Genomic DNA, 25,343 nt, shown 5'->3' with positions numbered 1-25,343 from the left:
ATCACGCGAGGCCGAGGCCTGCGTAAACCAGTGTCATGAACTGCTGCCAGTGCTCCAGACGAATAGCCGGAACGCGGGCGCGCTTCCCTTTGCGCAGGGCATTTACAAACGCCTGCGCGTGTGACACGATTTGCGGGTCAAATTGCATGGTTTCTCTCCATTAAGTTTGATGAAGACCGGATGCAGACTTTTGCGGAGTACACATCCGGCGTGGACAGAGCAGGCTCAGGCCTGCTTTTTTCATTTCTGACTCAGGTCAAAGGCCTCCTTAACGCGCGTCATGATCTGCGCGTGGCTCAGGTGGGAATAATCCCGCAGCCGGAAGTAACGCGCTCCGGCACGGGCGTAAATGTCGGTCACCTGCCCGCAGTAAAACTCGGCCAGCATGAACGTTTCACACTCCCCTTCTTCACTGCATGACCAGTTCAGCGGATACGCCACGCCCAGCGCGTCGTGAAAGCGGTGGACGTCAATTTCCGCAGGCGCTTTCAGCGCCGCTTTCTCGCGGCCCTGCCAGTAAAGCCGCTCCTCCTCGGCGGTGTCGCGCCCGCCGTCATAGAGTGAGGCGATAAACGCCGCCTCTCGGGGGTTCCGGCACTTCAGCAGGTCGGCATCGAGGCCCGTCAGGACGTCACGGATAATCAGGTTCATAAAGTTCTCCCTGTCAGTGGTTGGGGGTTACGCCGCCTGAGCGGCGCATAAAAATCACCAGATGTTGTCGCGCCAGAAGTGAAAACCCGCGTCCAGTTCCGTGCGCAGATAATTCAGGGCATACGCCCATGCGCCCTGCCCGATTTCACCGAACTGCGCCAGGGCAACGTCACGCGCCGCCAGCCACACCCGCACCAGCGGAAACGGCAGTCGCGGGCGACGGGCTGACCAGTCCGGCACGGCATCGCGCAGGGCTTCCGCGAGGCTCAACAGCGAACCGAGCAGCAGTTCCGCACGTTCGCCCTCTTCCATGCCGTCCTCTGCCAGACGGCCCAGAAATGCCAGCGTCTGCGCGACACCGGACGGAAGGCCGTTGACGTTTGTCCGTAAAACCCGTGTTTCGGTAGATTCAGAAGGGCAGGAGCCGAAGGGGGCCATGTTTCACAGGGGTTTGCTTTGAAAAGAACCTGAGAGAAAAACGGAGGTGAACACTGAGAGGATGAAAACACAAAGAAAATGACCGGAAAATGCCGCCCTGAGACAACCACTGAACAACCCCGCCCGGCTGAGCGGGGTCAGCCATCAGCTTCTGCGCATCAGCCTGCCTGTCCGCACCTGTTATTCCTTGCCGGGATCACCGCCGCCGCGCCAGTATTCAATGTCTTCATCCAGCGCTTTAATATGCTCGTCGAGCGCCTTCAGAAGCTGCTCCGTACCTGTTTCCAGCGGCCCGGAAAGGCCGTCCCATTCCGACACCATTTCGGTTATTTTTGCACGTATGGTGGCCAGTTTGCGGCGCTGGCGGCGGGCCGTTTTCAGTTCGGTATCGTAATCGCCTCTGCTCATACGGCCACCCTGCCCTGCGTGAGCTTGTTCGGCACCATCCAGCGCTCCAGTTCCCGCACCGCTTCTGTCGCTTCCGCTGACATATGACGGGCTTCCGCTCCGATTTTCCACAGCGGCTGCCCCTCTGTCATCCAGCGCTCAAGCCCTTTCATGGAAGGGAAACGTTCGCTCCAATGGAAAAACAGGGTTTCCAGATCGTACTGTGTCACCCCGGATTCCGACCAGCGGGACACCCAGCACGAGACCGTCTCCGGCGTGTGAAAGGCCAGGTCGATTTCGGCCTGGCCTTTTTCCGCCAGGTAGGCCCGCTCCCTGCCCTGCCTTTCCCGCTGCCGCTGGCGGGAATATTTCTCTGCATGCAGTTCCCTTTTCATGCGCCGCCGCTCTGTCTGCTGAAAACGCTTTTCGGGAAAAACCCAGCCCGCATCGTTGCAACTGAGCGGCAGCGGGCAGCACCCGCCCTCGCTCGCTATCAGTATATCGATGGCCTTCAGCCACGCCTGCTTTCTTCCCCGCAGTTCAGACTCCTGCAGGCAGGGGCAGAAAACACGAATTTCTTTCAGCGTGATCCGCTTGCTGCCCATAAGGAAGCGGAAATAAGCCCGCGCATAAGGGTATTCGGCACAGTAAAGCCTGCGTCCGGCTTTCTGCTCCACGTACATAATCGCCTGTATCGCGGCCTGCCGCTCACGCGATAGCGGCACCAGAGAACGGTTGTTGGGGATCATACGCCGCCCTCCTGTACCAGGTAATCAGCCAGGCCGGTGACGCTGTACTCCAGCAGACAGGCCTGCGCGGCAGCGGCGATCAGGGCGCTGATGCGCGCAGGATCGAACGGCGTCAGCCGGAGGACGTCGCGCACGCAGCCGCCATCCGCCGACGCGATCAGGACAACCCACTCTCCGGCGACTTCGCCGGGGCTGCACACGCACAGGCAGAATGCCTCACCGGGCGGCGCGAAGCGCAACTGCACCGGGAACAGGCCGCCGAACTCGGCCCGGTACTCGCCGTTGACCGTCCAGCCCGCCGGGACGGTCAACAGGGAAAGCACGGCGCTGGTCAGCACATGCCTTTCGCCCTCGCCCCGCTCACGCCACTCTTCAAACTCACAGGGATGCATGGCTGTCAGCACTTCGAGATTGTTCATTACGGTATTTTTCATGATGGTCTCCCTGCGGCCCCGAAGGGCCGCGCTCCCTGTCAGGCCGCGTGAGCGGGATCGTTGTTGTTACTGTCGCTGTCAGCCTCGCTGGCAACGGCGTCGTCAGTGGCCTTTTCCGGCTCCGGCCCCTTCATCCAGGCAGGCACCCAGCGCGAGTCGCGCATTCTGTTTTCAGCCAGTTCTGCGGCGTCGCCCTTCTTCATCTTCTGCGCATCCCGCGCCGCGCCCGTGAGTCCGGCCTCGTTCAGGGCATCGATAATCTGGGCGTGTTTCAGGTCAGCGAAGAATCCGGCTTTTGTCGGCTGCCACCAGTCGCGCAGGTTGAAGCCCAGCGCGGCTTCAAGCTCGATAAGCTGGCTGCGCGAGGTGTGGCCACATTCGCGGGTCTGGACGCCGTCTACCGAACAGGCGACACAGAAGGTCAACAGGGCCATGAGCGTTTCGCCGTTCAGCGAGAAAAACGCGGTGAGGTCTTCACCCCAGCCCTTCGGTAACAGCGCTTCCAGCCTTTTGCGCTCCTCCGTGAGCGCCAGAAAGGCGGCCCCGTCCTTGCCAGACGGTGCATTGCCCGTCAGGGTGGAATGTGATTCGGTCAGGTTAATCCGGAACGGTCTGCTGCGGAAATAACCGGCAGTGAACACGCTCCGGCAGAGATGCCAGGTCAGCAGGGCAATCGCTTTTTTCTGCTGCTGCATCAGCGCGGCCTGCACGGCAAGGGTGCGCTCGGAGGACATTTTCGTGAGCAGCGGCAGGCTGATCCCCTCGGCCTCATCGGGCGGTGACTGATACTCAAAGCGGCTGGCACCGGATGTTTCGGCGGTGCTCTCCTGCGGCTCCTGTGGCTGCTCCGCGTCGCGGCTTTCTTCCGTTTCCGCCGTCTCGATATCCGTAAGGCGAATCACGCCGCGCTGTACGCAGAGATCGCCGTAACCGTCAAAGCCCACCACAACGCCTGACGTTGCGCGGAATTCCGGCGTCCACGCACGGATTTGCGCGGCTTTTTCAATGGCTTCCCACTCCCTCTCGGCATCGCTGTAGCCGTCATCGTCGCCGCCCTCCGCGCACTCGTCGCCTTTCGCATACAGCGCGGTCAGGCGCTGTTCTTCGTCACTGATGTAAACCGGCTCCGGCGCGTCCGTCAGGCGGTATTCCATACCATCCCCGTGCGGCCACAGTGATCTCATCCGGCCCATGCTCCACTTCCAGCCCTCCTGTTCCTGGATTTCCTGCGCCATCGCCTCCAGCTTCTGCACGGTCAGTTTTTCCAGCAACACGATGTCTGCCGTTCCGTCGCCGTCCTGCTGGCTGAACAGGTCTTCACGCACCACGCCGCCTGCGTTCTCGTAGGCCTCACGGCCCACGAACAGGAAACGATCGTCTGTTACGGAAATTTCTTTGTCGGTGATCTGCTTTTTCAGCATGGAGAGGGGCAGTTCAGGCCAGCCCGATTTTACCGACTCGTAGACGCTCACCTGACGCTCCTGATCGTCCTCCAGGCAGAGCACCTGACACTGTTCAACGGTCAGTTTGTCGTCTGCCAGCAGCTTAAGGAGTGACGGGGCGAGGTTCGCGAGTTTGAGCATGCGCTGGACGTGGCGGGTGCTGTAACCCGCCTCTGCACCAATCTGCTCGGCGGTTTTCCCCAGCGCCGCCTGCGTACCGAAGCTGGCGATCTGCTCTGCCGCGTGCATGTCGCTGCGCTGGGCGTTTTCGATATAAGAGACGAGCGCAGCCATGTCTTCAGACACGCGCTTGAACGCCACCGGATGATCGGGCGTCAGAACCTGCTGTGACAGCAGCAGATTCAGGGCGGTGAGGCGTCTGCCGCCTGCGGCCACCGCCAGTTGCCCGTCAGGCAGCGCGTGGGCGACCAGATTCTGCAACAGGCCGACCGACTTAATGGTGGCCGCAAGGCTCCCCACGCTCTCAGCAGAATACGGAATGGTGCGCGCATTGAGCGGCGACACCACGAACGCCGACAGGGGCGCGTGTTCAAGTGGCGCGGCTTCCAGTGCCGCGCTGACCGCCGCCTGTTCGGCGTCGGTGACTTTTTTTGCGCTGGTTTTTTTTGCTGCTTTTGCATTAACATTGGCTACTGACATCGTTGATACCTCTCAGATTAATGACTGTCACGCCCTGCGGAATGACCTCTCCGGCAGGGCACCTTTCACTGCTTACTGCGTTTTGCGGAAGCCGTACTCACCGATATAACGGTTGAGCCAGTACCCCGCATTTGACTCAAAATTCCACGCGCGCCAGGCCACCTGACCGTCTTTACGCACGACCAGGCGAAAGTGCGTAATCTGATCGTCCTCGATGGCGACGTTGCTGTACTGCGCTGCGACCGCGTTCGCTTCCTCACGCGTAAAGGTGTCGTCCGGTAAGCGCACCACGGCTGACTGTTCCACTGAAACCCCCTCTGTTTTTGCCCTTAAAAACCGTCACCCGTTGAGTTGCCGGGGCCGCGGTCCTGACGTTTTGCGGGGAACTGCTGCTTTGTCCCCAGGTTGTATCCTTCACCCGTTTGAGAGCCGTTCGCCGCAAAGGGCGTAACGAGCACGGGCCGGTGCAGCTGTCCGGGCGCGAGCGGAAAAATTTTTAGCCACATCAAAAAATTTTCCGGCGAGAGGCTTCAGCCGTCCCTGGACAGCCAGGCGGTTTGTGCTTGTCTCAGCCCCGGCGAAAGGACTCAGACGGGCGAACACAACCCCTGCGGAAAGCGGGAACCCGCCGCAACGACGTGACGCGCGGGCGCGAAACGGCGTTGCCCCTTACATCCCGCCGTGTGTGCTGGCGGGATGCGCGGAGCGCCGGATACGGCGCGACTGAGCGGCGCAGCCGGAACGGCTGCTGCAGGCGAGAGGTGTTGCGTCAGGATGGAAACCCGCTGGCCCGTAACCGGAACGGGGACGGGCCCGGGCAGAGACGGCGCGCCGGCTCTGTGCGGAGCATGACAGCCGACAGGACGCCCGGCGTAGCAGCATTTTTCTCCGGTGACACGTGCCGAAACGGCCATTCCGGTCACGCATCACGACAAAAAAGCCTGAAAAAATGGCGGCAAAAATGACGCTGAGGGATTCCGGTATTCGGGGCAGTGCGGTGGCCGCGCCGTCAGGCGCGCGCCCTGCCGTTCTGCCGCCGCAGGCGGAAGGGGGTTCGCCCGGCCGGAACGGGCCTCGGGCTTCCCTGCCCTGCTCCCCGCGTTTACGGGTTAATGGCCTCCCAGGCACGACTGAGCGCGTCTTCAATGGCGCGCGGATCATCATCCCCGCCCGTTTCAAGCAGACGGCCCGCGGCTTCAGCCAGTATTTCCAGGTCGCTGGCAGAAACGGTCACCAACCGGTTACGCCGTGCGGCGGTGTGCCGGACGGCACTGGCGATAAACCGGACGGTTTCAGCGCCCACGCCGGCTTCGTGCTGTGCATCCCTGTCCCATGTCGAGATGTCGCACACGATTTCGGCGGCGGTTTCCTCCGTAATGGGGTCGTCACTGAGTACCTTCATCACGTCCTCTTTACGCCAGATGATGAGCGTGATTTTTTCCTCGCCCTGAAATTCGGTTTTCAGGCGGTGGCAAAGCTGGCTGACGGTTCCGTACATGATTTTTCCTCCGCAAAGGGGCGGCCCCGCCGCCCCGCATTATCAGATTTTGACTGTTTCACTGCGCTGCTGCTCAAGCGCGGCCCCGACACGACGAAGCGCTTCTGCCTGAGCCGGATACAGACGCGCGGCGGCCCCTTCTTCCCCGCTCTGCGCATCGTGAAGCCGCATGAATTCCCACGCCAGCTGCACCACGGTTTCCGCTGCGGTGGCGGGTAGCGTCACCTCGCGGGCCTGCCTCTCTTCCTCGCGGATGTTGTCCAGTACCGCCTGGAGTGTTTCCAGGCTCACGCCGTATTCGTGCTGGTCATTAATCCCGTCGATTTGCTGCAAAATTTCGTCGGCGGTTTCGTCGGTGATCTGTGTGCTATCCAGCACGTCCCGCACGTCATCTTTCGTCCAGATAATCAATGTCATGAGTTCGTCGGATTTGTAGCGCTGGCGAAGTTGCTCACAGATTTCGTTAACGGTTCCGTACATGGTGTTTTCCTCGGTAGGGGGCGGCCCCGCCGCCCCGTGGGTTATCAGTCAAGGGCGCAGAAAATGGCGGCGGCTTCGGGATGGATTTGTGCAAATGCGGTCAGCTGGCGGTAGCGACGGCAGAAATGCGCACACAGTTCCTCGTCGTCGTGGCGGTCGTAGAGCCAGCTACGGTGATTGAGTACCAGCGCCGTGATGATGATCCCCGCCGCGTCCGAACTGATTTCAAGGTCAGTCCAGACGTGGGGGCTGGAAAACTGCCAGCGTTCATCTCCGGCGGGCTTCATGTAGCCGCCGCCGTGTGGCACGCCTGGCACCCTGACGAAATCCCACACCGCCCCGTCATAGTTGGCCAGATAGCGGTCGGCGTAGAGGTACACGTTGTTTTCGGCCAGTATGAAATCGTGGCCAAACAGCGCAGGAAGAAAATGCAGCCTTTCAGCATCTGCCAGGACAGACGCTGGCGGGTAAACGTGGGGTTGTGTGTTCATCAGATATCTCCGCAGTCAGAGGGAATTAACGTTCCGGCCTGTGCCGTGCCTGAATGACAGCCCGACGAAAAGCGGAGTGATCAGGAGCGACGACGAGGCCGCAGCGCAAGCGAGCGGAGCCGTGATTACGCACGGCGCTGACGCGAATACTGAGCGGAAGCGCGACGGGAGTAAGCGCGGCGGAGGGAGTGCGAACGGGGGAGGCGTCGAGCGAAGCGATCTCTTGATCACGCAGCGGTCGGGCTAAAGTGAAGGCACGGCACCGGCCGCAGACCGCACGGCCCGTGTTTTCTGCCCTGTCCCGCCGACAGGCGGAGCAAAGCGGCGCGCAGCAACTTCCTTATTCTCTGTTGTCCACAGCACAGTGAATAAACCGGCCGGAACCCTGTGGATAAAAGCACAGCGGCGGCAGTATCCGCGAAGTAGAAAGGAGTGGTCACTAAATGACCACTCCGGCATCTTAATTCATGTGGCTGCGCATCAGGGCGGCGCGCCGGTAAAGCTCAAGGAGCTGCAAATCCATGTCCTCAATCAGGACGCCCGCCATTTTCTGCGCCGGCGAGGCGCCGCGGTACAGGTTTCGCTTTACCATGTCACGCAGCCTAAGATGAAACTCGTAAAGCGATTCCTCCAGGTCGTTCACGTCGTCGGTGAGCTGTGTCAGTTCTGTATTCAGGGTCAGGTCTGTCATGGTGCTGTCCTTCTGGTCTGGTTAAGGGGAAATATCAGGCGGCCCGGGCGGCGCGCAGTTCGCCGATGCGCTTAAGACCGGCTGCGTGGTACTGCTCCAGCAGTTCGATCCCAATCCAGCGCCGGCCGCACTGGTCCGCGGCGACGCAGGTCGAACCGCTTCCCGCGAAAGGGTCCAGAACCAGGTCGCCGGGCTTCGTGAAGGACTCGATAAGCGGCCGCAGGACGCTCACCGGCTTTTCGGTCGGGTGGTGGCGGTTGCCCGTATACTGCCAGGGGATGACGTCGGGCAGCGGGTTCGCCGGCAGCGGCGGACGGCCCTTGGCCAGCACGTAGGCGTTTTCGTGCTGATACCCGACAAACGCCGATTTTGAGGCGTAGGATTTGGTGAAAACGAGGTGCCCGACGACGCGGAAGCCCGCCGCCTTCCAGGCCTGCATGAAGACGTCAATGCGGTTCCAGCCGTAGAAACTCACCGCCAGGCTGTTGTTTTTCAGCACCCTGAACATCTGCCGGCTCGCCGGCAGCACCCACTCGTCGTTAACGTCGCCCGCAATCGAACGGCCGGACCGGTCCTTAAAGCCGACGAGGTATGGCGGGTCGGTCAGGATGAAATCAATACTCGCATCCGGAAAGCCGGCCATGATCTGTACGCTGTCTCCACGCATGAAACGGGACATAATTCTGCTCCTCACTGTCAGAGGGCACCCCTGTGGTGCCGTGACCATCACCCAGCCGGGCGACGAGCTGGGCAGACAGGGGCGGGCGCGCAGGCCGCACGCGCCGCCGGAGCGGACTGGATGTGCCGCGCACGGCGGGGAACGGGCGAGCAGACCGGCGTCAGCTTCCCTTGTCTGAACAGCAGCCCGGCTACAGTGAGGGCACGGCACTTTGCCGTCGCCGGTTTCCGGCCGGAGGACGGGAAGCGGAAAAAAAAGCGGAGCGGAGCGACACACTAATGGGTTTCTGAAGGGGATGACTGGTAAAAACATTCGCCAAAAAGACTCTAGGACAAGTGAAGCCCCATGATTTTAGGCTTACGTAAAGACATGCTAATTAAGTTGCATATGTTCATATTTCAGGTAGAAGGGATTTAGTGCGGTAAATTTTCCGCCCACACAGAAGGAGACAGAGAATGACGACAGAAGAATTTCAGCAGATGTTAGCGACTAACAACCAGATGATGATTGCAACATTCAATGCAATGCTGGCACAGCAAAATAAGCATTTTGAACAAATACTTAGCCAGGCAACTACTGCTTATTATATGCAGGGGTTTAACGATGGTTCAGCACAGGGCTACGTTACAGCTGTTAACTCTCTTAAACCTGCACTTTCCGATGGCCTTCGCAGTGGGTCATCTGAGTGTGGAAAAGCAATGCAGTCGCTGCACAAACTCGGCCTTAATGACAGCGATGGACAGTAATAAAAGCCGCCTGATGGCGGCTTCTTGATTTCAAAAAACCTTTGTCACACTTCACTGTTTGAGCTAAATAACCTTCGGCTGTAGGAGCTCTCGCTCCTGATCTCTGGCCTCATTTTTCTGCACATTCTGTTGTTATCTAAAAGAAAGATCTACAACTGGCGACCTGCAATTCGTTCTATTGGTGTAAGGCTGTCAATCTAAGCTTTCCGGTCGCCTGTATTCGGCAATAAGCCAGGTAGGTAAGGGGTGTCGGTGTAGTCGTGCTGACAGTGCAATCAGAACTTGCCACTGAGCTGACCATCTGAAATCTGAGGCTGAGGGAGTATTTTCCACGTTTTTGATTGAAGCCTCAGCCTCTTCCTTAGCAGAAAGTCTGATGCCGGACAGTGCCTTGGATATCCCAACACTCTGAACTACCATCGATGATCCGGTGAGTGTTTCAAGAGCCGGATAAGGATACCAACGCTCAAGCGTTACGCCCTTCATCAAGGGCAGCACCTCACTACGCAAGAGCTCAAGGGCTTCTTCGTCATTCAGTAAGGCAGCTACGGTAGCCAGTGCAGGTACAAGCGTTGATGTCTGGAAGTAATCCCGGCTTTTGGCTTGCCCTTTGTCGAGCGAGACGGCATCCTCCAGAGAATCGGTATCTACCGGGAGGTATCGCTCCGCTCTCAGTGCATGGATAAGTCGGTTCACACAACCTCTTGTGAGAACCTGTGCGTTGTTCCAATCCGACTGTCCCATAAGGGCACAGAAGAGTAAGGTGAGGTCAATGGCTTGCCCATCGTAAACGGGAAGCAATGCGCCAGGATGTTGGTTAATGAGGTTTATGATAGCTTGGTGTAGACGTGTTTGAAGCGCCTCATGCCCAGATTTTCTTTGGAGTAACAGCTGTAGAGTGGCCAGACGGCCAAGTTCCTCGAACAGAAGATCCAGATAAAAGATTCGGTTCGGGCGGTAAGAGAGGACTGCTCGCGGTGTCTCCAGAGCAGGCATCACCTTCTCAAAATAATCCACCAAATACTGCGTATGCAGGTCTGTCATTGTTTCAAGTCGGTTAGTAAACGCGCGGTCAGAATCCCACTGAAGTTTTACCGCTTCGGCCCACATGCGCAGTATCAAATATTCCCCCGTTACAGCGCCGGGTTTCAGGTTTCCCTCGCTTTTGCCCCAGACCAGCAGTACCGCCCACCCCATAGAAGCCGCTGCGCAGCGTCTTAAAAATTTTTTCTTACGCGTTGGCTCACTCTGCTTCATTTCCTTGTCGGAATATTCAAAACAGGTGTCGATAAAGCGAACGAAACGGCCTATAGCTGCGTCCGACTCTTCGATACCCGCAAGGGCGGCACGTAAATCGGACTTGCCCTTAGCCAGGAGCAATGTCTCATCAAACAAAAATTGCTCAATTAAGGGGGTGAGTTGATCGCTTCCCCAGAATTCGAGCCTGCAGAGCGGCCGTTCAGCAACGTCTTCAGTCAGCGCTGAAAAACCGGCCTGTGCTTCCTGTAGCAGCACACCATTGGATACAAGAATAATTCTTTTAGACAAAGACTTGAGGTGTGCTGGCAGGCGATTTCGTAGGAAGTCGGTACATGCTTCTCGCACAGAAGGATCGATGGACTGTTGACCTCCATAAAAGTCGGCTCGTCCCAGATCCCCAAACTTGATAATGAATACGTAAACCTCAGTAATACCTTCTGGGTTTTTTCTGGTCGATAATACATCCACACCTGCCTGAGCCGGGCCAATCTGCGGCCGGCTTAGTACAGAGTGCCCCATAGCTTTTAACAGTTCAGGGAGAAGGGCATCTAATTCATTGCGCTCACGTAAGCCCGCCAGATAATGGGAGAGAACCAACTGGATGCTCATTGCAGATCTCCCTCCCATAGTCTCATCATTTCAAAATTGGCTGAAATCGGATCAGTGAGCCAGGTTACGGGTAGCTCTGCTTCAACATGAAATGACGTCATTTCAAGAGAAGTTTCCCTGACATCATTCCCAGTCTGGAACTCTATAGCGGTTTTGTTAGCGTACTTAAAAAAGTGCTTAGTAAAAAACATGCTCATAATCGATTTTTCATCCGCGTGCCGTTGAATATCACGGTTCTCGCTACGTTTCAGGCTGGCATAAATCAGACGCATTTCAGGTGGCATCAAAAATTCACGTATTCTCGGCAGTGTGTTCAGATTGCTTTGTTGTTGTTCAAGTTGCCTGAGCGTTTCCTGAGCCAGTTGAACCGAGGCGAACGGGGAGTCTGGACTGGAAAGAAGTCGTAACGTAGTCAACGGATATTCCTTCATGTGATGCAGAAGGAGTGTCTGGACAGTTTTAAGTACGTTAATACTTGTTGGAAAGGATGTTGCCAGGCTTAATGTCCACCCAAGAGATACCGCTGGAGAAGCAGGAAGCACACAAAGTCGACATGCTGTAAGCATTGAGCGGGATTCATCAGTAGAAGACAAATTATAAGCCACGGAGCTTTTTGCCTGAAAGTGCTTGGCGCTTTCCTCATTCTCCAGTTTCTTAGCCAGGCCGAGACATTCATCCACGGTAATCCAGCGGGTCATGGCTAAAGTGAAAAGGCGTTCTGAATGACCAATTTCACTAAAACAAGGATCTGCAGCCGCCAGACATTCTTGTACGGATGATTTACTGATTGTTTCGAGGCACAGCCGGGTCAGTTCCTCAATAACTGAACAGCAATCAGCGTCGCTGGTTTGTGATGCAGAAAGCTGTTTATAGATTTCATGGAAATTTTTATCATTCATATAATTTTTGTGTTGAGCATTGAGGTAGTAGAGATAAATTGATTATTCATAATAGAGCTCACCAAAAAGCCCCCTCATCACATCACCATGTAAGACTTCAAAAGGTAATTCTACATATTCATCACGATGGCGGGGTAAAGCCTTGCCGTCATTGGGCGCACTTTTAGTATGCCCCTGCACGTAATCACCATTCTCTTTGATGTAAGGCAGAACTACTATTCGACCATGGTTTTTTGAAATAATAGTTCCTTCTTTCCATAAAGCATTCCCCTTTGCGCCAGCGCCGCTGTCACTGGCTTCCTTAACTGTCCATCCAACCTGATTATGATCCTCAAACCAGAACACGAATCCATCAACTAAAAGAACCTTTTGCCCTTTTGAGAGGGCTTCTGAAAGCATTCTCTTTACGCTGGCAAGTTGCAAAAGTTGGTTAGCTCTTGGCAAGAGCATGGCCCGGATAGCTGATTTTGTTTTACCCCAGTGTTCAAAGCCAGACAGCCCAAAACCTCTTGCAATACATTCACGATAAAAAAACTTCTCGGCTTTAGATGTACTGCACTGCTCACGTACCCAGGAACCATCTTCCTTAAGGGAGAGAGAACAGCGATATTTTGATATATGAATGAAGTGAAGATAAGGCATCTCGTTGAGAACATTAAAAATAAAAGACTTTAATTCACTGTTAGTTATCTCAGGATCAATGATTAATTCCTCCTGTTTTAAACGGGGCACTTGAGCATTCTTTTTTATTCCTTCCTCTAACATAAGTTGCTCTTCATTCGTTAATCGCGTTTTTGCCGTGAGTGCCTTTTCAACTTTTAAACGTAATGATGCTTTTTTAAATCTCTCCAGAGGGAGTAAATCAATATTTGATAAAAATTCGTTATTGAGTTTATCAGCTGCTTCTGTCGCGCAAGAATAGCTATCATACATATCCGCAAAAATGTAATTTTCATTGCTATCTTTTTCAATAAATCGTTGGTACCAGTGGAGAGTGTCATCTTTTCGAAGTTTTAAAATGTACATGTGCCATTTTTCACCTCCATAGCGGGGCTGAGGCCAGGCTGCCAATTCAGGAAAATTGAAACTTCCTAATTCATTTAATCGCATAAGTCGATGTCCTCACATTCAAACTCAAATTTTATCACAAAGCACTAAATCTGGTTCCTTAATATAAGAGTCAGTAACGCTCGCCGCAGAACACGGCTGAGGCGTACCGCAGCGGAGCGAGGAACGTACAGCCGTGTTGAGGAAGCGTAATTTCACTTATGTCAGCAACGACTGCTTACGCGCTCCCCTGACTGAAACTGCCCGACAAAAAAATAATTAGCCTGCTCAGTAACATAGACATCCCTTTAACAGAGTACCGTTTCGTTACTCTTGCCATGCGCTCCCGGCTCAATGATACTGTTTTTATATACAGTGTTATTTAGGGAGGAAATCAACCATGTCAGACTCACTCACAACCGCCCCAGCCTCAGACCATTCAGTCCGGAGAGCGGCGCCATGAAAGCGACATCCTCTAAGGGCGGGCTGACACTATTCAGGCCTGCCGATATCCGTCCCGTGATGCGCATCCCGCTATTTGTTGAGCGCTGCGCGGCCGGTTTCCCCTCCCCTGCCACCGACTACGTTGAGGCGGAACTGGACCTGAACGAGCTCTGCATCACCCACCGGGCTGCCACGTTTTTTGTGCGCGCCAGCGGTAGCAGCATGGAAGACCTCGGACTGTACGACGGGGACGTGATGGTCGTCGATCGCGCGAAGGAAGCCACGCACGGTGACATCGTCATCGCGGAGATTGGCGGGGAGTTCACCGTCAAGCGCCTGCAACTGCACCCGCAGATTGCACTGCGCCCGATGAACCCGGCCTATCCGGTGATATACCCGGAGGAGCTGCACCTGCTGGGCGTGGTCACCTGGTTTTTCCACAATACTGAGGCGCGCCGGAGGTAACAATGCCGATGTTTGGTCTGGCTGATGTGAACAGCTTTTATGCGTCCTGTGAAGCTCTTTTCAGGCCTGACTTACGGGGAAAACCCGTGGTCGTCCTTTCGAATAATGACGGCTGCGTCATTGCAAGAAGCAAGGGAGCCAAAGCCCTCGGTATAAAAATGGGAATTCCGTGGTTTCAGATAAAATCAAAGGATTTCCCTGAGAAAGTGCATGTCTTTAGCTCAAATTATGCGCTATATCATAGCCTTAGTCAGCGCGTAATGGCAGCGCTTGAAGATATGACGCCTAAAGTCGAACAGTATTCCATTGATGAGATGTTCCTCGATCTGAACGGTATCGATGGCTGCGAGGATTTTGAACACTTCGGGCACCGGCTGCGTGCCCATGTTCTGGCCAGAACCGGACTGACGATTGGCGCCGGCATCGGCCCGACCAAAACGCTGGCCAAATCAGCGCAGTGGGCCTCCAAAGAGTGGCCACAGTTTAAGGGCGTGCTGGCGCTGACGCCCGGAAACCCGAAGCGGACCGAGGCGCTGCTGATGCGCCAGCCCGTCGAGGAAATCTGGGGCGTTGGCAGGCGTATCGGCAAGAAACTGAACCTGCTCGGCATCACCAACGCACTCGAGCTGGCGCGCACGCATCCCGCCTTCATCCGGAAGAACTTTTCGGTGGTGCTGGAAAGAACGGTGCGGGAACTGAACGGCGAGGCGTGCATTCCGCTCGAAGAAATGCCGCCGGCAAAGCAGCAGATTGTCTGCAGCCGGAGCTTCGGTTCACGCATTACCACCAAAGTGGCCATGCAGCAGGCACTCTGCCAGTACGCCACGCGCGCCGCTGAGAAGCTACGGGGCGAACGCCAGTACTGCAGACACATCAGCGTGTTTGTCCGGACCTCGCCGCATGCTGTCGGCGAGACGTTTTACGGCAACACAGCCGGGGAAAAACTCACCCTGCCCACCCAGGACACGCGCGATATCATCGGCGTGGCCATGCGCGCGCTGGACCGTATCTGGATTGACGGCCACCGGTACATGAAAGCCGGCGTCATGCTCGATGACTTCACGCCTCACGGCGTCAGCCAGCTGAACATGTTTGACGACAACCGGCCGCGGGCGAACAGCTCACAGCTGATGCAGGTGCTGGACGGCATCAATCAGTCAGGCCTGGGGCGGGTATGGTTTGCGGGTCAGGGAATTGATACCGAGTGGGAGATGAAGCGGGACATGCTGTCACCGGCGTGGACAACGCGCTGGAGCGATATACCGGTTGCACGCGTTGTGTGATGATTGAGTGGCCAGTCTGTTCATGCTGTACTGACCATGACTTTCACCATCATGATAGAGAGCAGGCAGCACTATGAACGATAAACTTAAACTGAAAGTTTTCCCTGTAATAATTATTGTTGCCCTGCTGTTATTTCTGTTCAGTTGCGCCGAAGCCCTGTCCAGGCTTCGTGACTACAACGCCAACAGTGAAAAACTTGAAAACATGCGTAATGCAATGCGTTCAACCTGCTCCGTGCTGGTACTTCAGAATCCACTTGATGAGCCAGCCGGGGAGCGCAGAGAGAGTCTGCAGGAAAGTATCGACAGTTGTAAAAAGGAGTTCAGCGGAGAGTTGTAGTTATCCCTCCCTGCTCCCTGACTGGAGTGAAGAGCCAGTGACGCTGTCACCGGCTGGTATTATTTCATCGCTGCTGCTTGTTCTTTTTCCATGTTTCATTGGCCAGAAAAGCTGAACGGGTCAGAAAACCTGCCCAGAACAGCTGCAGCACAATTTTTATGACCTCTTTTTCAATCATCCCCAGTAGTAACGGAACGATGAAAAGCATACTCAGCAGAAAGCCCCACTCCCCTGCACTTTTCCTGTCTTTGCCGGTGAGCTTTCTGAAGCCCAGAAACCCCGTTACCAGCAGTATCACTCTGTTCATGATGACCTCGTTAAATTAGCTGCCGCCAAACATGCCTCTGGCATTACTGCGGGTTTCATCGACAGTGGCATTCGGGGATGCTTCAGCCGACTCAGCAACGCTTTCAGCCTGAGACAGAGTGTGCGCGGTGGCGATTTTAGGGCTGACAGCCCGTATCACCTGAAGCACTTCTTCTGCCGTCGTGTTTTCGCTCAGCAGTTCCGACAGCAGGAACGGCAGACGCGGATCAATACGCTCAAGTGCAAACCCGCTGAGCATGGCCGCTTTCCAGAGACGGCCGCGCTCACCCTGCGGAGTTTCATCGGTGTGACTGTCTGCATAGGCCTCACCGAGGCTGCTTTTAGGATTGATGTAAAACTGGATCTTTCTGCGCGTATCCATGACGTTATCCGATAGCAATCATCCCCCTGACCAAATCAAACTGGGATGAGTCGGTTTTATAAAAGCGCTCTGCCCTCACACCGCAGTGCGTGCGAACGGCCTCGGCAATAATTTCAGCCCCCCCGCCAATCACCATGACATGGGTATAGCCTTCAAACGCCTTCATGGCGCTGAGAACACGCTGCGTGAGACGTTCGAGTGATTCGTTAATGGTACTTTGAACCAGGCTCACACGGGAGAGGTCGTTAATCCGGTGCTCCAGGTAAGCATCATCATTACGATGGACAATAATATCATCGGCAAGATAACTGCTGCCCCGCGTTCCTGCAACACGCAGCGCGTCTGCGACAGCGGTCGTCACCAGTGACACACCGATGGTTGCGTCACCATGTATGCGCGTAATACCGCTCATGCGACCACGTACCTGTGAGATGTCGAGCGTCGTTCCCCCCAGATCAACAATGAGAAGTGAATCAAGCGGGTCCAGCCCGCTCAGCAGCTCAAACCCGGCAGGGATGGATTCGGGCATGACCGAGACACTGCGGATTTTAAAGCCTTCACCCCCGTTCAGCGAAACAGGACGCATCAGGCTCGTCTTTTTCTTTTCGATGTTTGCTGCAGCGGGCTGGTTATTGTGATCATAAAACTCTGTCAGCGGCAGCGTGACAGTAATGTCAACCTCACAGGGTTTGAGGCCGGTCTGCAGAAGTGCATGATGCACAGCAACAACGTTCACGTCGCTGTACTGCCATGCAATGTTCGTGGTTTTAACCGCTTCTGGCGCAATTGGGTCGTAGGAGTACTGCTCGCCATTCATGGTGTAGTTGAAAACCGGTTTTTCACCAAATGCCACTGACCATTCGCGCTTGAAGCTGTTCGGGCTCAGGTGCGTTTTGACACAGTCTTTGTCGTGCCAGGCCAGCTTTACGTTTGTAGAACCATCATCGATAAACACTTTCATATCCCAAATCATCCATTAAGTGAGAATAATATGAGATAAATATACACTAAAGAACTATCCGTATATATACCCAGCCTCAATATCTCTCAAATAAATCTCAATAAAATCTCATTTAGTCTTCTAATCTTGCTGCAAGATTGCAGATAACATAAAAATTAGATTTATAAACTGGTTTGATAAGATCGGAGTTTGAAGCAAGATGACAGCAAGATAGCTGCTAGCTTGCTGCTATCTTTTTTAACCAGCTATCACTAAGTCGCCTTCAACGTTATGCAGCAAGATTGCTGCAATCTTACTGCAACATAAAAATGGAGGATACAATGCTCGATGAATGAAAACAGATAGCAGCATGATTGCAGCAAGATATTTTCATTAAAACTAGAGGAACCAAATTTATAAGAATGCTGCAAGATAGCAGCTATCTTGCAGGCAGATAAAACATAACTTGATGTTCCTATTAGCACGAAGGGAAATACAAACACGCTGCAATCTAGCAGCAATCTAGCAGCAATCTTGCTGCTACTTATAACCCTGTTTTTCCGCATAAGCTTGCAGGGCCTTTTCCAACAGCTCAACTATTTTGAGATCTTCCTGATAAGCTATATCCCTGAAGCGCTGATCAAACTCAGCAGATACGCGAGTCGCGAAAGGAATTGTGCGATTGGTTTTTCGCATGCTTCTGCCGTCACGCTTGACATAAGGTTCCTGATTTGACTTTTCCGATGCCCCCACAGCTAAAGAAGATTCTTTTGCTGCTTCAGCAATATCTGGAGCTGGCGCGACTTCTGGAGAGTTCAAGCTCGTAGCGTATTCATCAGGTCCCGGAGGGGATCCTAACCCTTTAGATTTAGATTTATTCTTCAATGCAGACAAATCAGCCATTTTGCTCTCCCACTTTGTTAATGAGAGCCTGAATCAGTTCATCAGCTCTTTCGTTGAGACCTTTGTATCGGGTTTCTGTAACTGCAAGCCCACCATTCATAGCTTTGCGATAAGCGGGCTTTTCGAACAGACAACCGTCAAGGACGTCATAGCCAGCCTCTAAAATATAAGCGCGAGCATCAGCCTCTTCGGCATCAGTTCCAACCCGGCTCAAGGAGAAAACGAGCTTACTGCGCGGAACGCCTTCTTTTACAAGCGCATGGAAGACTTTAATGGCAGGAACTAAATCATCAAGAGATGCACCTGTAGGCTGCACAACGAGATCAGCAACCTTAGCAATTTCAGTCGTGCCTTTGCTAGCACGAGCAGGCCCATCCAGGATGAGAAGATCGACGTTGTCGGCAACGGAAAGCGCCTGAGATACTGTCTTGAAAAGCTCGACTGAACAGGCAGGGGGAAGACCATTTGAAAGGCGCCTACGGTGCCAATCGGTAGTAGTCGCTTGCTCAGTATCAAGATCAGCTATTTTAGTGACAATGCCGCCAGCATTTGCCTCTCGGCCGAACGCCCGTGACATTGTACTTTTACCAACGCCACCTTTTTGCGAAATAAATCCAACAATCCAGGCCATATACCCTCTCAAGTAAGCAGCAATCTTGCTGCAAGATAGAATAAAGTGAAATAAAAAGCAAACATATAGTTAGCTGCAATATTGCAGCATGCATCTATATTGCAGCAAGACAATTGTAATGATTAGATTGAAAAATGTCATGTTTGATCAATGGATTACAGTAAAAAAAAGTGGGTCTAGCTGGGACTCAGATGTGGAATTGAAGCATGATGAACGGAGAGTCCATCATGCTGCATGAGGTGTAAGATAATAATCTGAGGTGCCGATCGGATCAGCACAATAGCCGGACATCGCGATAAAGAACGGCTGTTGCATGACGCGTTTAGCCCTCGATGAATCTAAGGAGCGCCTGAGTAAAATCGTCTGCCTCCTGCTCAAAGCCCTTTTCAAGAATTCGAAAGATATCTTCCCGAGTCAGACCATGCTGCTCACGGTTCTCAAGCAGCTTTTTCCAATAAACTTTCGATTTTGCGTTTTCAGGAGCCACATCGGGAAGATCATGTACTTCGTTTTCTTCCCTATACTTTCTGTGTATTTCATCTTCTATGTCGTCAAACGGACTGATTATCACATCCGGCCGGCGACCATATTTGTCTGCAGCATCGCCATCCAATACGGCTTTCGCGTCCACGGGTTGGCAGATGAAGTGGTTCATAGAGTTACGCTTGAGTAAATCAACGACATTGTCGCAACCGCCGATATAAATAACCTTGTATCGGTTGCGTATTGGCAGCCCTGTTAATCTGTAGTTAATGTAGTGTTCAAGCGTGACATCTTCAGTGAAGATGAACTTGTCATATCCCTGAAAGCCGAACATTTCAAGTTGGATAAAACTGTACGATACCAGATTATGACTTATTTCACCGCCTTCATTGCTAAGATAGACAATTGGCGTGCCGTATTCATAAATCGTTTTCATGATGGCAAGAGAGTGAGTGGTAAAGAGTATTTTTTTGTCCAATTTAACGCAGATATTCCGGACTGCATTCATCAGCGAAACCTGTGCTGATGAATCAAGAGAAACGTCTATTTCATCTACAATGAGAAAGCGACTTGGAGACATTATCATTTTAAATATACTGATAACAAAGTACTCTCCCGAGCTGAAATAGTCCTCCCGAATATAGCGGTCATTGCCCAGCGGGAGGAAATAGTAATTATCACCCTTAATACGAACGACTTTAAGATTCTGAAATTTTCCGTTATCTCCGTATACGGACTTCATAAACGCAATCAGATCAGACGCATCCTGATAGTCTCCCTTCAGGAACATCTCCCTCAGCGTCATATCGATGTTGCCCAGCGCAGGAAACTCTGAAAATCGCTTTCCGTAGGGGATTGGAAGCTCAACGCTGATAAACGACTCATCCCGGAGAATATCTTTGGTATCTAGATCCCCGTCGCGATAGCGGAAGGCATACACATTATCGTTTAACGTGACGTCAACCTGCGTCTCCTCGCTGATGCTGAAAGCGGATGAGGTTTTACTAATAACAGCCGTGTCTCTGAGCAGGGCAAGAGCCTTGATAATAGAGGTTTTTCCCACTCCATTTTTGCTGGTCATGCAGATAAGCGGATCGCGTGAAAAATCGAAAGATACGCTGATATCAGCAAGATGCTGCAGGGCCTTAATGCTGACACTGACAATCATTTAAGCAACTCCTTACCTCTAAGCAGTTTGCTGATAATGGCATTACCGTATTTCCTGCGGAGATGGTAAAGATAGTCTTTATCAATGTTGTTAATCTGGCTCAGCACGCCTGCGATTGACAAGATCGACGACATCTCATCCATTCCAGTGTAGTCCATCAGTTTTTCCCGGTTCGTTCTGAGCAGATGCAGTTTAACTTCTATATCAATCTTCGTAGTTTTGCTGACTGTCATTTTCCCGTTATTCAGAATGCTGACCCCGAGGATCTTTCTCTCGTACTTTTTCGTTATAACCTTGGTTTTTTTATGATTAAGAGATAGCCTGAGCAATGAGTCAGATGTCAGGATAGTCGAGAGGTCAGCCGTAAGGTTTTCTTTATTAATTTCACTCTGTGAAGATATAATCAGATCATCCGCATAGCGGCTGTAGATATAGTTGTTTTCCTTGCAGTAAGACTCAATAAGATTGTCATAATCGTAAAAACAAAAGTTACTGACAGAGGGTGAAGAGGCAAAACCCACAGGCAGTTGGTTATTGAGCGTACACAGATAAACAATTCTTCCGATTTTTGCCCTCACGTCTTCGACATCCACGGTACTTATCCGTGTGCAGTATTTTTCCAGTTTGTCCGATACAGCGTCCGCGCTGATTGATGGGAAAAATTTTGAAATGTCAGTTTTAAAAATAAAGTCGCTTTCGCAATGTGGACGCACGGCATCGGTAATATTTACTTCTTTACGGTACGAAAAAACAATATCCTTTCTGACGGGCATTTCGGAAAAAACAAAGCGAGACAAAAAATTATGAATCGCCTTAATCCTGTCAGAACATTGATAAATCTCGGCATTATTTCTTTTAAGGGGAATACGACGGACTTCTTCCTCCGTGCGGAGTTTATGGAAGTCAGAAAAGTCTTTTTTGTTATTGAAGTAAGCGTTAAACACGTTTTCCAGGTTGTTATTCTTCATAGATCCTCTACCTATACAGGAACCGTGTGGCCATCTGAAAAAATGAGCACAGAATGCCTTTCTGGGACCGGAAATTACTAAGGCCCCCGGTAATCGCTTAACGGGGGCCTTAGTAATAAACCTGACTATACTGCCTATAGAGGCTTCCTGATTGACCGGAGATACTCCAAGTCAGAAGCATAGTGTCATTATGGTCCCTTAAGCCCGCTTAATCAAGCCCGCCTTCTTCGGCACGTATCTGACCTTGGCCAGCGCGTTCAGACTAACCGGATGTCGTCCCAGCCATCAGCAAGACTTTTAGCCTTTTTAGATTCTACCTCGTATTATCCAAAAATCACCAAGCCATTGCCCCTTTAGTTCTCAGAAAGCAAATCTCTGAATGAAATCGTTTTGCTTCTGGGTTTCTGCTCAGGAGCAAGTTCAGATACCCTGAGTTTCAATGGCATAGGGCTGACGATACCGCTGAAGATGCAGGTTCCTGTTGAAAGTGTCGGAATAGACTCCTCTGTCAGACGATCGATATAGGATACTGACTTTTCGATAGCATACAGATCGTTCTGGTTAATAAGCCTGTGTATAAAGTAGTTATGCGCTTGCGAAATGATCGTTGAGGAAATGTCATTGGGTCGCTGGCTGGATATCGTTATAAAAACTCCAAACTTACGACCCTCTTTTATAATTTCTTCAAAGGTTTCTAACCGATAATCCTTCCAGCTTTCTGTTTCCCGAAACGAAGTATTAGACAGAATATTGTGAGCTTCGTCGATAATCATATGTAACGTGGAAGGTATAAGTGACAATTTTTTTAAGTTATATGCCCACTTCGCAATCAGAAGCGGTAGTGTTTTTTTCATAGTTATATTCACCATATTTAGATTTATGATGGTGAAGTTTTTATTGTTCCAGAAATCCCGCTGACCTGTAGTATCAAAAATTTTTGCGATATCTTTGCGGTTTGCATTCATCCTGTTTATTACAGGAGATATATGTTCAGGATTTGACTTATTTGATAAATACTCCTGGATTAGCTGGAGATACATAAAATCGAGAAGGTCTTCAATCATGTCATTTTTGAATTGAAAGCCGCAAGCCAGCGTAAAAATGTACGATCGCTCAGTATCAACTTCGGAATTAAAAATATTACCGCCTCGTAACTTCCACTTGACGGCCTGTGAATGAAACTCCAGGTCAGCAATCAAATCCGGATCATCTTTAAATATTGGTCCAAAAAGCTGATGCACCGCGTCGCTTTTTGCCTTATCTCCAGTGAAGAGATTTTGCCTGACTTTTTTCTTCAATATATTTCGCATGTACTGAAGCGGGTCCTCGCTATTCATTACTCTCAGGCGAAAATCAATTACCCGTTTAAGAAACGGCTTCTGAGTTTTGTCTGTTGCATCGGTCAGAACAGACAGCATGTCATGTTCAAGCAGGACTTCGCTGGGAAGGGGAAGCTTATCGCCGTTTGCATGGTGAGTGTCCAGATTGTACACCGTTTTATCTTCGGTAATGCAGTGCGAGCCGGTGTATTCTCCGTTGAAATCGAACAGGATGAATTTACATCTTTCCCTGAAATTATCCCCGAGCTGGTCTTTTATTTGTTTAATACCAGCCTGGTAGAGCGCGGCAAGCGTGTTGGATTTTCCGCTCCCGGTATTCCCGAAAATAGCAATATGGGAGTTGATGAGGCCATTAACCGGTAAAGCAATGCTGATATCTTCAAGGTCCGTACGGGTGAAAGTCATGACGGTTTCGCCGGCACCGGCAATCTGATGGACCGTCTGTATCATCTCTTCGGTAACCACAAAGGCCTCGTTACCGATGAGGGGCAGCTCACGCGAACCGCCAATGAAGTTTCCGTTACGATCGACATACCCCGTCAGGGAAGCCGAGAGGTAGCGACGGTAACGCCAGGCATCGCTGCCGCTGCCGGAGGGGTGCTTTTCCTCAACTATCCTTTCTGCTTCAACTTTACCAATCAGGCTCATGAAGCCCTTCTTAATCTCTATGAAGCTGCCTACAGAGACGTTTCGCAGAACTTTTCCCTGATAAAACAGGTCGCTGAGATTCTTGTTCTTATCAACAAGAATGGTTACTGAACGCCCGGACACCTCGCAGACTTCACCCACCCTCAGAACGGCTTCCACATCAGCAAAATGTCCGCTCATTTCGAGCCTCCCAGAAAGCACGTAATAATCCTGTTCATTTCTGGGAAATCCACGTTTCCACCCGGGCGATGAATAATTTCGACATTAGAATAATCGCGAAATTTCTCCATAAATCTGTCTACGCTTGCCTCATCGTAAGCAAATATCAGAAGTTTCAGCGTTGCATTGCGCAGGGCTTTTTTTGTCAGCGTTTCCAGATGTTCATCTGCAAAAGAAAAGCCAAAGGCAAGAAGGAGCGTGGCCTCTTTATCAAGGTCATTTGAGTATGTTCTTAATAAATCATAATATACATTTTCTAACAGCGTCTCTTTAAATTTTTCCTTACGCGGAAGGATGAGAGCATGACCGAGCACCCACTTTTTCATTTCGGCTGGGGTGGCAAAGTTAAGCCGATGGCTTTTTATCGGCAATATTGTAGATTAACTTTCCTTTATAATGCTCCCACGAAAGTGAACCATGCAACTTAATCAGATTAACCACAGGTAACTCAACTTTATAATTGTACAAATTACCAATAGCGCTGACAGAATGATTATAACTTCCTGCATCAAACTCCAAATCTGCCCAGACATTCATCCTCTTATTAAATCCGTCATTAAAGAGGAGATTGTTATTTCTGGTAGCTGCATCTTCAAAAAATAAATCATAATTCGTGGTAAAAATATTTATTCGTCTCGGAAGCAGGCCCGTTCTACGTCTCGTAAGTATTTTTTCCAATGAATTAAAAAAAGAATCATAATTTACCCGGGTATTATTTACATTTTCAATTATATAGGGTGGGAAAGGGGTGCCGTTACTGCGCTCGAGCATACAGTCATGCGGGAGCCAGACCTGTGTTAAAAATTTCGCGGCCAATTCAAAATATTCGTCTTCTTTTTCATCTTCGATAAGTTTCTGAAGATCGGTTTCAATTGTCCCCAGCACCTGAATGGCTGGCAGCGATGCACCGGAACCAATAAGGAAGTTGATATTTGCCGACTGGAATACCCGCTCAAAGTAGTCCCTGTCGCCGTCGTTACCGTAAAAAGGGCGCTTTAGTGCCATCTGATTCGTCCCTGAAGTATTAAGAAAATTTGTATCCTTCATCTTAGCGCCGCACCGCTCACTTTTACATCACTTATTTACTCACCTGGCTTTACCCCATTTATACCAAACAGGCGGATCGGGGGCGCAGGCCCTGCGCCACGCGGGCTGTCGCGGTTTTTCGTGAAAAAAGGATCCTTTACGGGGTTTGGATAAGGCGCTAATTTGCGGGTAAAACCAAATTGAGGATCCACTCTGCGCGATTTATTGATCTGGCTCCTGCTGCGAAGGTGCGGGAAAATAACCACTCCGGCTTAACGATCGCGCTGCGTGAAAAACAGATGATAATGAACCCTCCAGGACTGCAGAATGCGCCAGAACGCGTCACCGCGCTTCACTTCGCCCCGGGCGCCGATTTTGCGACCGCGGTGGCGCTGCGGCGCATGGCCACCGCCAACGGCGTGACGCCCTTTTACCTGCTCGCACCGGAGGTGAGCGCGCTTCTTTACTACATGCCCGACCGCCGGCACCACTTTCTGTTCAGCACGCTCTGGAACACCGGCGCGCGCATCGGCGAGGCCTGTACGCTGACGCCGGAATCCTTTGAGCTGGACGGGCCCCGGCCGTTCGTGAGGATCCTGTCGGAGAAGGTCAGAAGCCGGCGCGGCCGCCCGCCGA

At 52.1% G+C, this 25,343-nt stretch carries 32 protein-coding genes and 1 pseudogene; 5 read left to right on the top strand and 28 right to left on the bottom strand.

Features of this window, described 5'->3' with window-relative positions; genetic code table 11:
- Position 1: 1 nt before the first annotated feature.
- The 15 genes from EL29_RS20890 to EL29_RS20820 form a co-directional block, all read right to left on the bottom strand.
- A complete protein-coding gene (locus EL29_RS20890; protein ID WP_033766153.1) occupies positions 2 to 148 on the bottom strand; it encodes a hypothetical protein in 147 nt (48 codons plus the stop codon).
- A 92-nt stretch (positions 149 to 240) separates the two neighbouring features.
- Positions 241 to 570 carry a hypothetical protein gene (locus tag EL29_RS20885; RefSeq protein ID WP_028715633.1) on the bottom strand — a complete coding sequence of 110 codons (330 nt, stop codon included), beginning with the start codon at positions 568 to 570 and terminating at the stop codon, positions 241 to 243.
- 135 nt (positions 571 to 705) lie between these two features.
- Positions 706 to 1,089, bottom strand: coding sequence for a hypothetical protein (locus tag EL29_RS20880; RefSeq protein ID WP_029571482.1), 384 nt, complete (start codon positions 1,087 to 1,089; stop codon positions 706 to 708).
- Positions 1,090 to 1,269: 180 nt separating this feature from the next.
- Entirely contained in the window at positions 1,270 to 1,497 is a 228-nt protein-coding gene (locus EL29_RS20875; protein WP_028715631.1) for a hypothetical protein, read from the bottom strand.
- Positions 1,494 to 2,225 carry a plasmid SOS inhibition protein A gene (locus EL29_RS20870; RefSeq protein WP_028715630.1) on the bottom strand — a complete coding sequence of 244 codons (732 nt, stop codon included), beginning with the start codon at positions 2,223 to 2,225 and terminating at the stop codon, positions 1,494 to 1,496. Before EL29_RS20870 ends, EL29_RS20875 begins: the two co-directional genes overlap by 4 nt.
- A complete protein-coding gene (psiB, locus tag EL29_RS20865) occupies positions 2,222 to 2,659 on the bottom strand; it encodes a conjugation system SOS inhibitor PsiB (protein ID WP_028715629.1) in 438 nt (145 codons plus the stop codon). Before psiB ends, EL29_RS20870 begins: the two co-directional genes overlap by 4 nt.
- 38 nt (positions 2,660 to 2,697) lie before the next feature.
- Positions 2,698 to 4,761 carry a ParB/RepB/Spo0J family partition protein gene (locus tag EL29_RS20860; RefSeq protein WP_028715628.1) on the bottom strand — a complete coding sequence of 688 codons (2,064 nt, stop codon included), beginning with the start codon at positions 4,759 to 4,761 and terminating at the stop codon, positions 2,698 to 2,700.
- 72 nt (positions 4,762 to 4,833) lie between these two features.
- Positions 4,834 to 5,067, bottom strand: coding sequence for a DUF905 domain-containing protein (locus EL29_RS20855; RefSeq protein ID WP_028715627.1), 234 nt, complete (start codon positions 5,065 to 5,067; stop codon positions 4,834 to 4,836).
- A gap of 23 nt (positions 5,068 to 5,090) precedes the next feature.
- Positions 5,091 to 5,267, bottom strand: a complete 177-nt coding sequence (locus tag EL29_RS20850) for a hypothetical protein (RefSeq protein ID WP_155270048.1) — start codon at positions 5,265 to 5,267, stop codon at positions 5,091 to 5,093.
- 81 nt (positions 5,268 to 5,348) lie between these two features.
- On the bottom strand, positions 5,349 to 5,675 hold the full coding sequence (locus EL29_RS20845; protein WP_162176191.1) for a hypothetical protein: 327 nt from the start codon (positions 5,673 to 5,675) through the stop codon (positions 5,349 to 5,351).
- Positions 5,676 to 5,863: 188 nt separating this feature from the next.
- Entirely contained in the window at positions 5,864 to 6,259 is a 396-nt protein-coding gene (locus EL29_RS20840; RefSeq protein WP_028715626.1) for a DUF1380 family protein, read from the bottom strand.
- Between the two features lie 42 nt (positions 6,260 to 6,301).
- A complete protein-coding gene (locus EL29_RS20835; RefSeq protein WP_028715625.1) occupies positions 6,302 to 6,739 on the bottom strand; it encodes a DUF1380 family protein in 438 nt (145 codons plus the stop codon).
- A 44-nt stretch (positions 6,740 to 6,783) separates the two neighbouring features.
- Positions 6,784 to 7,230 (bottom strand): antirestriction protein, encoded by a 447-nt coding sequence (locus tag EL29_RS20830; RefSeq protein WP_033766151.1) that lies wholly within the window; start codon positions 7,228 to 7,230, stop codon positions 6,784 to 6,786.
- Between the two features lie 460 nt (positions 7,231 to 7,690).
- Complete coding sequence (locus tag EL29_RS20825) at positions 7,691 to 7,921, bottom strand: YubE family protein (RefSeq protein ID WP_028715622.1); 231 nt, start codon at positions 7,919 to 7,921, stop codon at positions 7,691 to 7,693.
- Positions 7,922 to 7,955: 34 nt separating this feature from the next.
- A complete protein-coding gene (locus EL29_RS20820) occupies positions 7,956 to 8,600 on the bottom strand; it encodes a DNA methyltransferase (protein WP_028715621.1) in 645 nt (214 codons plus the stop codon).
- A gap of 455 nt (positions 8,601 to 9,055) precedes the next feature.
- On the opposite strand from EL29_RS20820, the gene EL29_RS20815 reads away from it, so the two are divergent.
- Positions 9,056 to 9,346 carry a hypothetical protein gene (locus EL29_RS20815; protein WP_050442544.1) on the top strand — a complete coding sequence of 97 codons (291 nt, stop codon included), beginning with the start codon at positions 9,056 to 9,058 and terminating at the stop codon, positions 9,344 to 9,346.
- Between the two features lie 192 nt (positions 9,347 to 9,538).
- Here the strand turns inward: EL29_RS20815 and EL29_RS20810 are convergent, their stop codons facing one another.
- The 3 genes from EL29_RS20810 to EL29_RS20800 are packed head-to-tail and all read right to left on the bottom strand — an operon-like array spanning position 9,539 to position 13,224.
- On the bottom strand, positions 9,539 to 11,215 hold the full coding sequence (locus tag EL29_RS20810; protein WP_028715619.1) for a hypothetical protein: 1,677 nt from the start codon (positions 11,213 to 11,215) through the stop codon (positions 9,539 to 9,541).
- Positions 11,212 to 12,114, bottom strand: coding sequence for a hypothetical protein (locus tag EL29_RS20805; protein WP_152548276.1), 903 nt, complete (start codon positions 12,112 to 12,114; stop codon positions 11,212 to 11,214). The genes EL29_RS20810 and EL29_RS20805 overlap by 4 nt, the downstream gene beginning before the upstream one ends.
- A 42-nt stretch (positions 12,115 to 12,156) precedes the next feature.
- A complete protein-coding gene (locus tag EL29_RS20800; RefSeq protein WP_028715617.1) occupies positions 12,157 to 13,224 on the bottom strand; it encodes a hypothetical protein in 1,068 nt (355 codons plus the stop codon).
- Between the two features lie 396 nt (positions 13,225 to 13,620).
- Here EL29_RS20800 and EL29_RS20795 point away from each other — a divergent pair, with 396 nt between their 5' ends.
- The 3 genes from EL29_RS20795 to EL29_RS20785 all read left to right on the top strand — a co-directional run bounded on the left by EL29_RS20795 (position 13,621) and on the right by EL29_RS20785 (position 15,693).
- Positions 13,621 to 14,070, top strand: a complete 450-nt coding sequence (locus EL29_RS20795) for a translesion error-prone DNA polymerase V autoproteolytic subunit (RefSeq protein WP_080695293.1) — start codon at positions 13,621 to 13,623, stop codon at positions 14,068 to 14,070.
- Positions 14,071 to 14,078: 8 nt separating this feature from the next.
- A complete protein-coding gene (locus EL29_RS20790) occupies positions 14,079 to 15,353 on the top strand; it encodes a translesion error-prone DNA polymerase V subunit UmuC (protein ID WP_028715615.1) in 1,275 nt (424 codons plus the stop codon).
- Between the two features lie 73 nt (positions 15,354 to 15,426).
- Positions 15,427 to 15,693, top strand: coding sequence for a hypothetical protein (locus tag EL29_RS20785; protein WP_028715614.1), 267 nt, complete (start codon positions 15,427 to 15,429; stop codon positions 15,691 to 15,693).
- Positions 15,694 to 15,757: 64 nt separating this feature from the next.
- Here EL29_RS20785 and EL29_RS20780 read toward each other — a convergent pair whose 3' ends face one another.
- The 10 genes from EL29_RS20780 to EL29_RS23160 form a co-directional block, all read right to left on the bottom strand.
- On the bottom strand, positions 15,758 to 16,000 hold the full coding sequence (locus EL29_RS20780) for a hypothetical protein (RefSeq protein WP_028715613.1): 243 nt from the start codon (positions 15,998 to 16,000) through the stop codon (positions 15,758 to 15,760).
- Positions 16,001 to 16,015: 15 nt separating this feature from the next.
- The gene (locus EL29_RS20775) at positions 16,016 to 16,381 is read right to left on the bottom strand and encodes a plasmid partitioning/stability family protein (RefSeq protein ID WP_028715612.1); all 366 of its coding nucleotides are present in this window, start codon (positions 16,379 to 16,381) and stop codon (positions 16,016 to 16,018) included.
- A gap of 4 nt (positions 16,382 to 16,385) precedes the next feature.
- Positions 16,386 to 17,342 (bottom strand): plasmid segregation protein ParM, encoded by a 957-nt coding sequence (gene parM, locus EL29_RS20770; RefSeq protein ID WP_028715611.1) that lies wholly within the window; start codon positions 17,340 to 17,342, stop codon positions 16,386 to 16,388.
- Positions 17,343 to 17,861: 519 nt separating this feature from the next.
- Complete coding sequence (locus EL29_RS20765; protein WP_028715610.1) at positions 17,862 to 18,224, bottom strand: hypothetical protein; 363 nt, start codon at positions 18,222 to 18,224, stop codon at positions 17,862 to 17,864.
- On the bottom strand, positions 18,217 to 18,855 hold the full coding sequence (locus EL29_RS20760; RefSeq protein WP_028715609.1) for a nucleotide-binding protein: 639 nt from the start codon (positions 18,853 to 18,855) through the stop codon (positions 18,217 to 18,219). The genes EL29_RS20765 and EL29_RS20760 overlap by 8 nt, the downstream gene beginning before the upstream one ends.
- Before the next feature lie 322 nt (positions 18,856 to 19,177).
- A complete protein-coding gene (locus tag EL29_RS20755) occupies positions 19,178 to 20,506 on the bottom strand; it encodes an OLD family protein (RefSeq protein ID WP_028715608.1) in 1,329 nt (442 codons plus the stop codon).
- Positions 20,503 to 21,474, bottom strand: coding sequence for a reverse transcriptase domain-containing protein (locus EL29_RS20750; protein ID WP_028715607.1), 972 nt, complete (start codon positions 21,472 to 21,474; stop codon positions 20,503 to 20,505). The genes EL29_RS20755 and EL29_RS20750 overlap by 4 nt, the downstream gene beginning before the upstream one ends.
- Before the next feature lie 353 nt (positions 21,475 to 21,827).
- Positions 21,828 to 23,642 (bottom strand): ATP-binding protein, encoded by a 1,815-nt coding sequence (locus tag EL29_RS20745; protein WP_028715606.1) that lies wholly within the window; start codon positions 23,640 to 23,642, stop codon positions 21,828 to 21,830.
- The gene (locus tag EL29_RS23165) at positions 23,639 to 24,007 is read right to left on the bottom strand and encodes an SIR2 family protein (RefSeq protein ID WP_242640091.1); all 369 of its coding nucleotides are present in this window, start codon (positions 24,005 to 24,007) and stop codon (positions 23,639 to 23,641) included. The genes EL29_RS20745 and EL29_RS23165 overlap by 4 nt, the downstream gene beginning before the upstream one ends.
- A gap of 19 nt (positions 24,008 to 24,026) precedes the next feature.
- Positions 24,027 to 24,728 (bottom strand): SIR2 family protein, encoded by a 702-nt coding sequence (locus tag EL29_RS23160; protein WP_242640090.1) that lies wholly within the window; start codon positions 24,726 to 24,728, stop codon positions 24,027 to 24,029.
- Between the two features lie 284 nt (positions 24,729 to 25,012).
- Here EL29_RS23160 and EL29_RS20735 point away from each other — a divergent pair.
- A pseudogene (locus tag EL29_RS20735) lies at positions 25,013 to 25,343 on the top strand (tyrosine-type recombinase/integrase); the annotation flags it as partial.

Source organism: Pantoea ananatis LMG 2665 (assembly GCF_000710035.2).
In the GTDB taxonomy this organism is placed as follows: domain Bacteria; phylum Pseudomonadota; class Gammaproteobacteria; order Enterobacterales; family Enterobacteriaceae; genus Pantoea; species Pantoea ananatis.
Note: the sequence above shows the minus strand (reverse complement) of the source record. Positions and strands in the feature narration are given on the sequence as shown.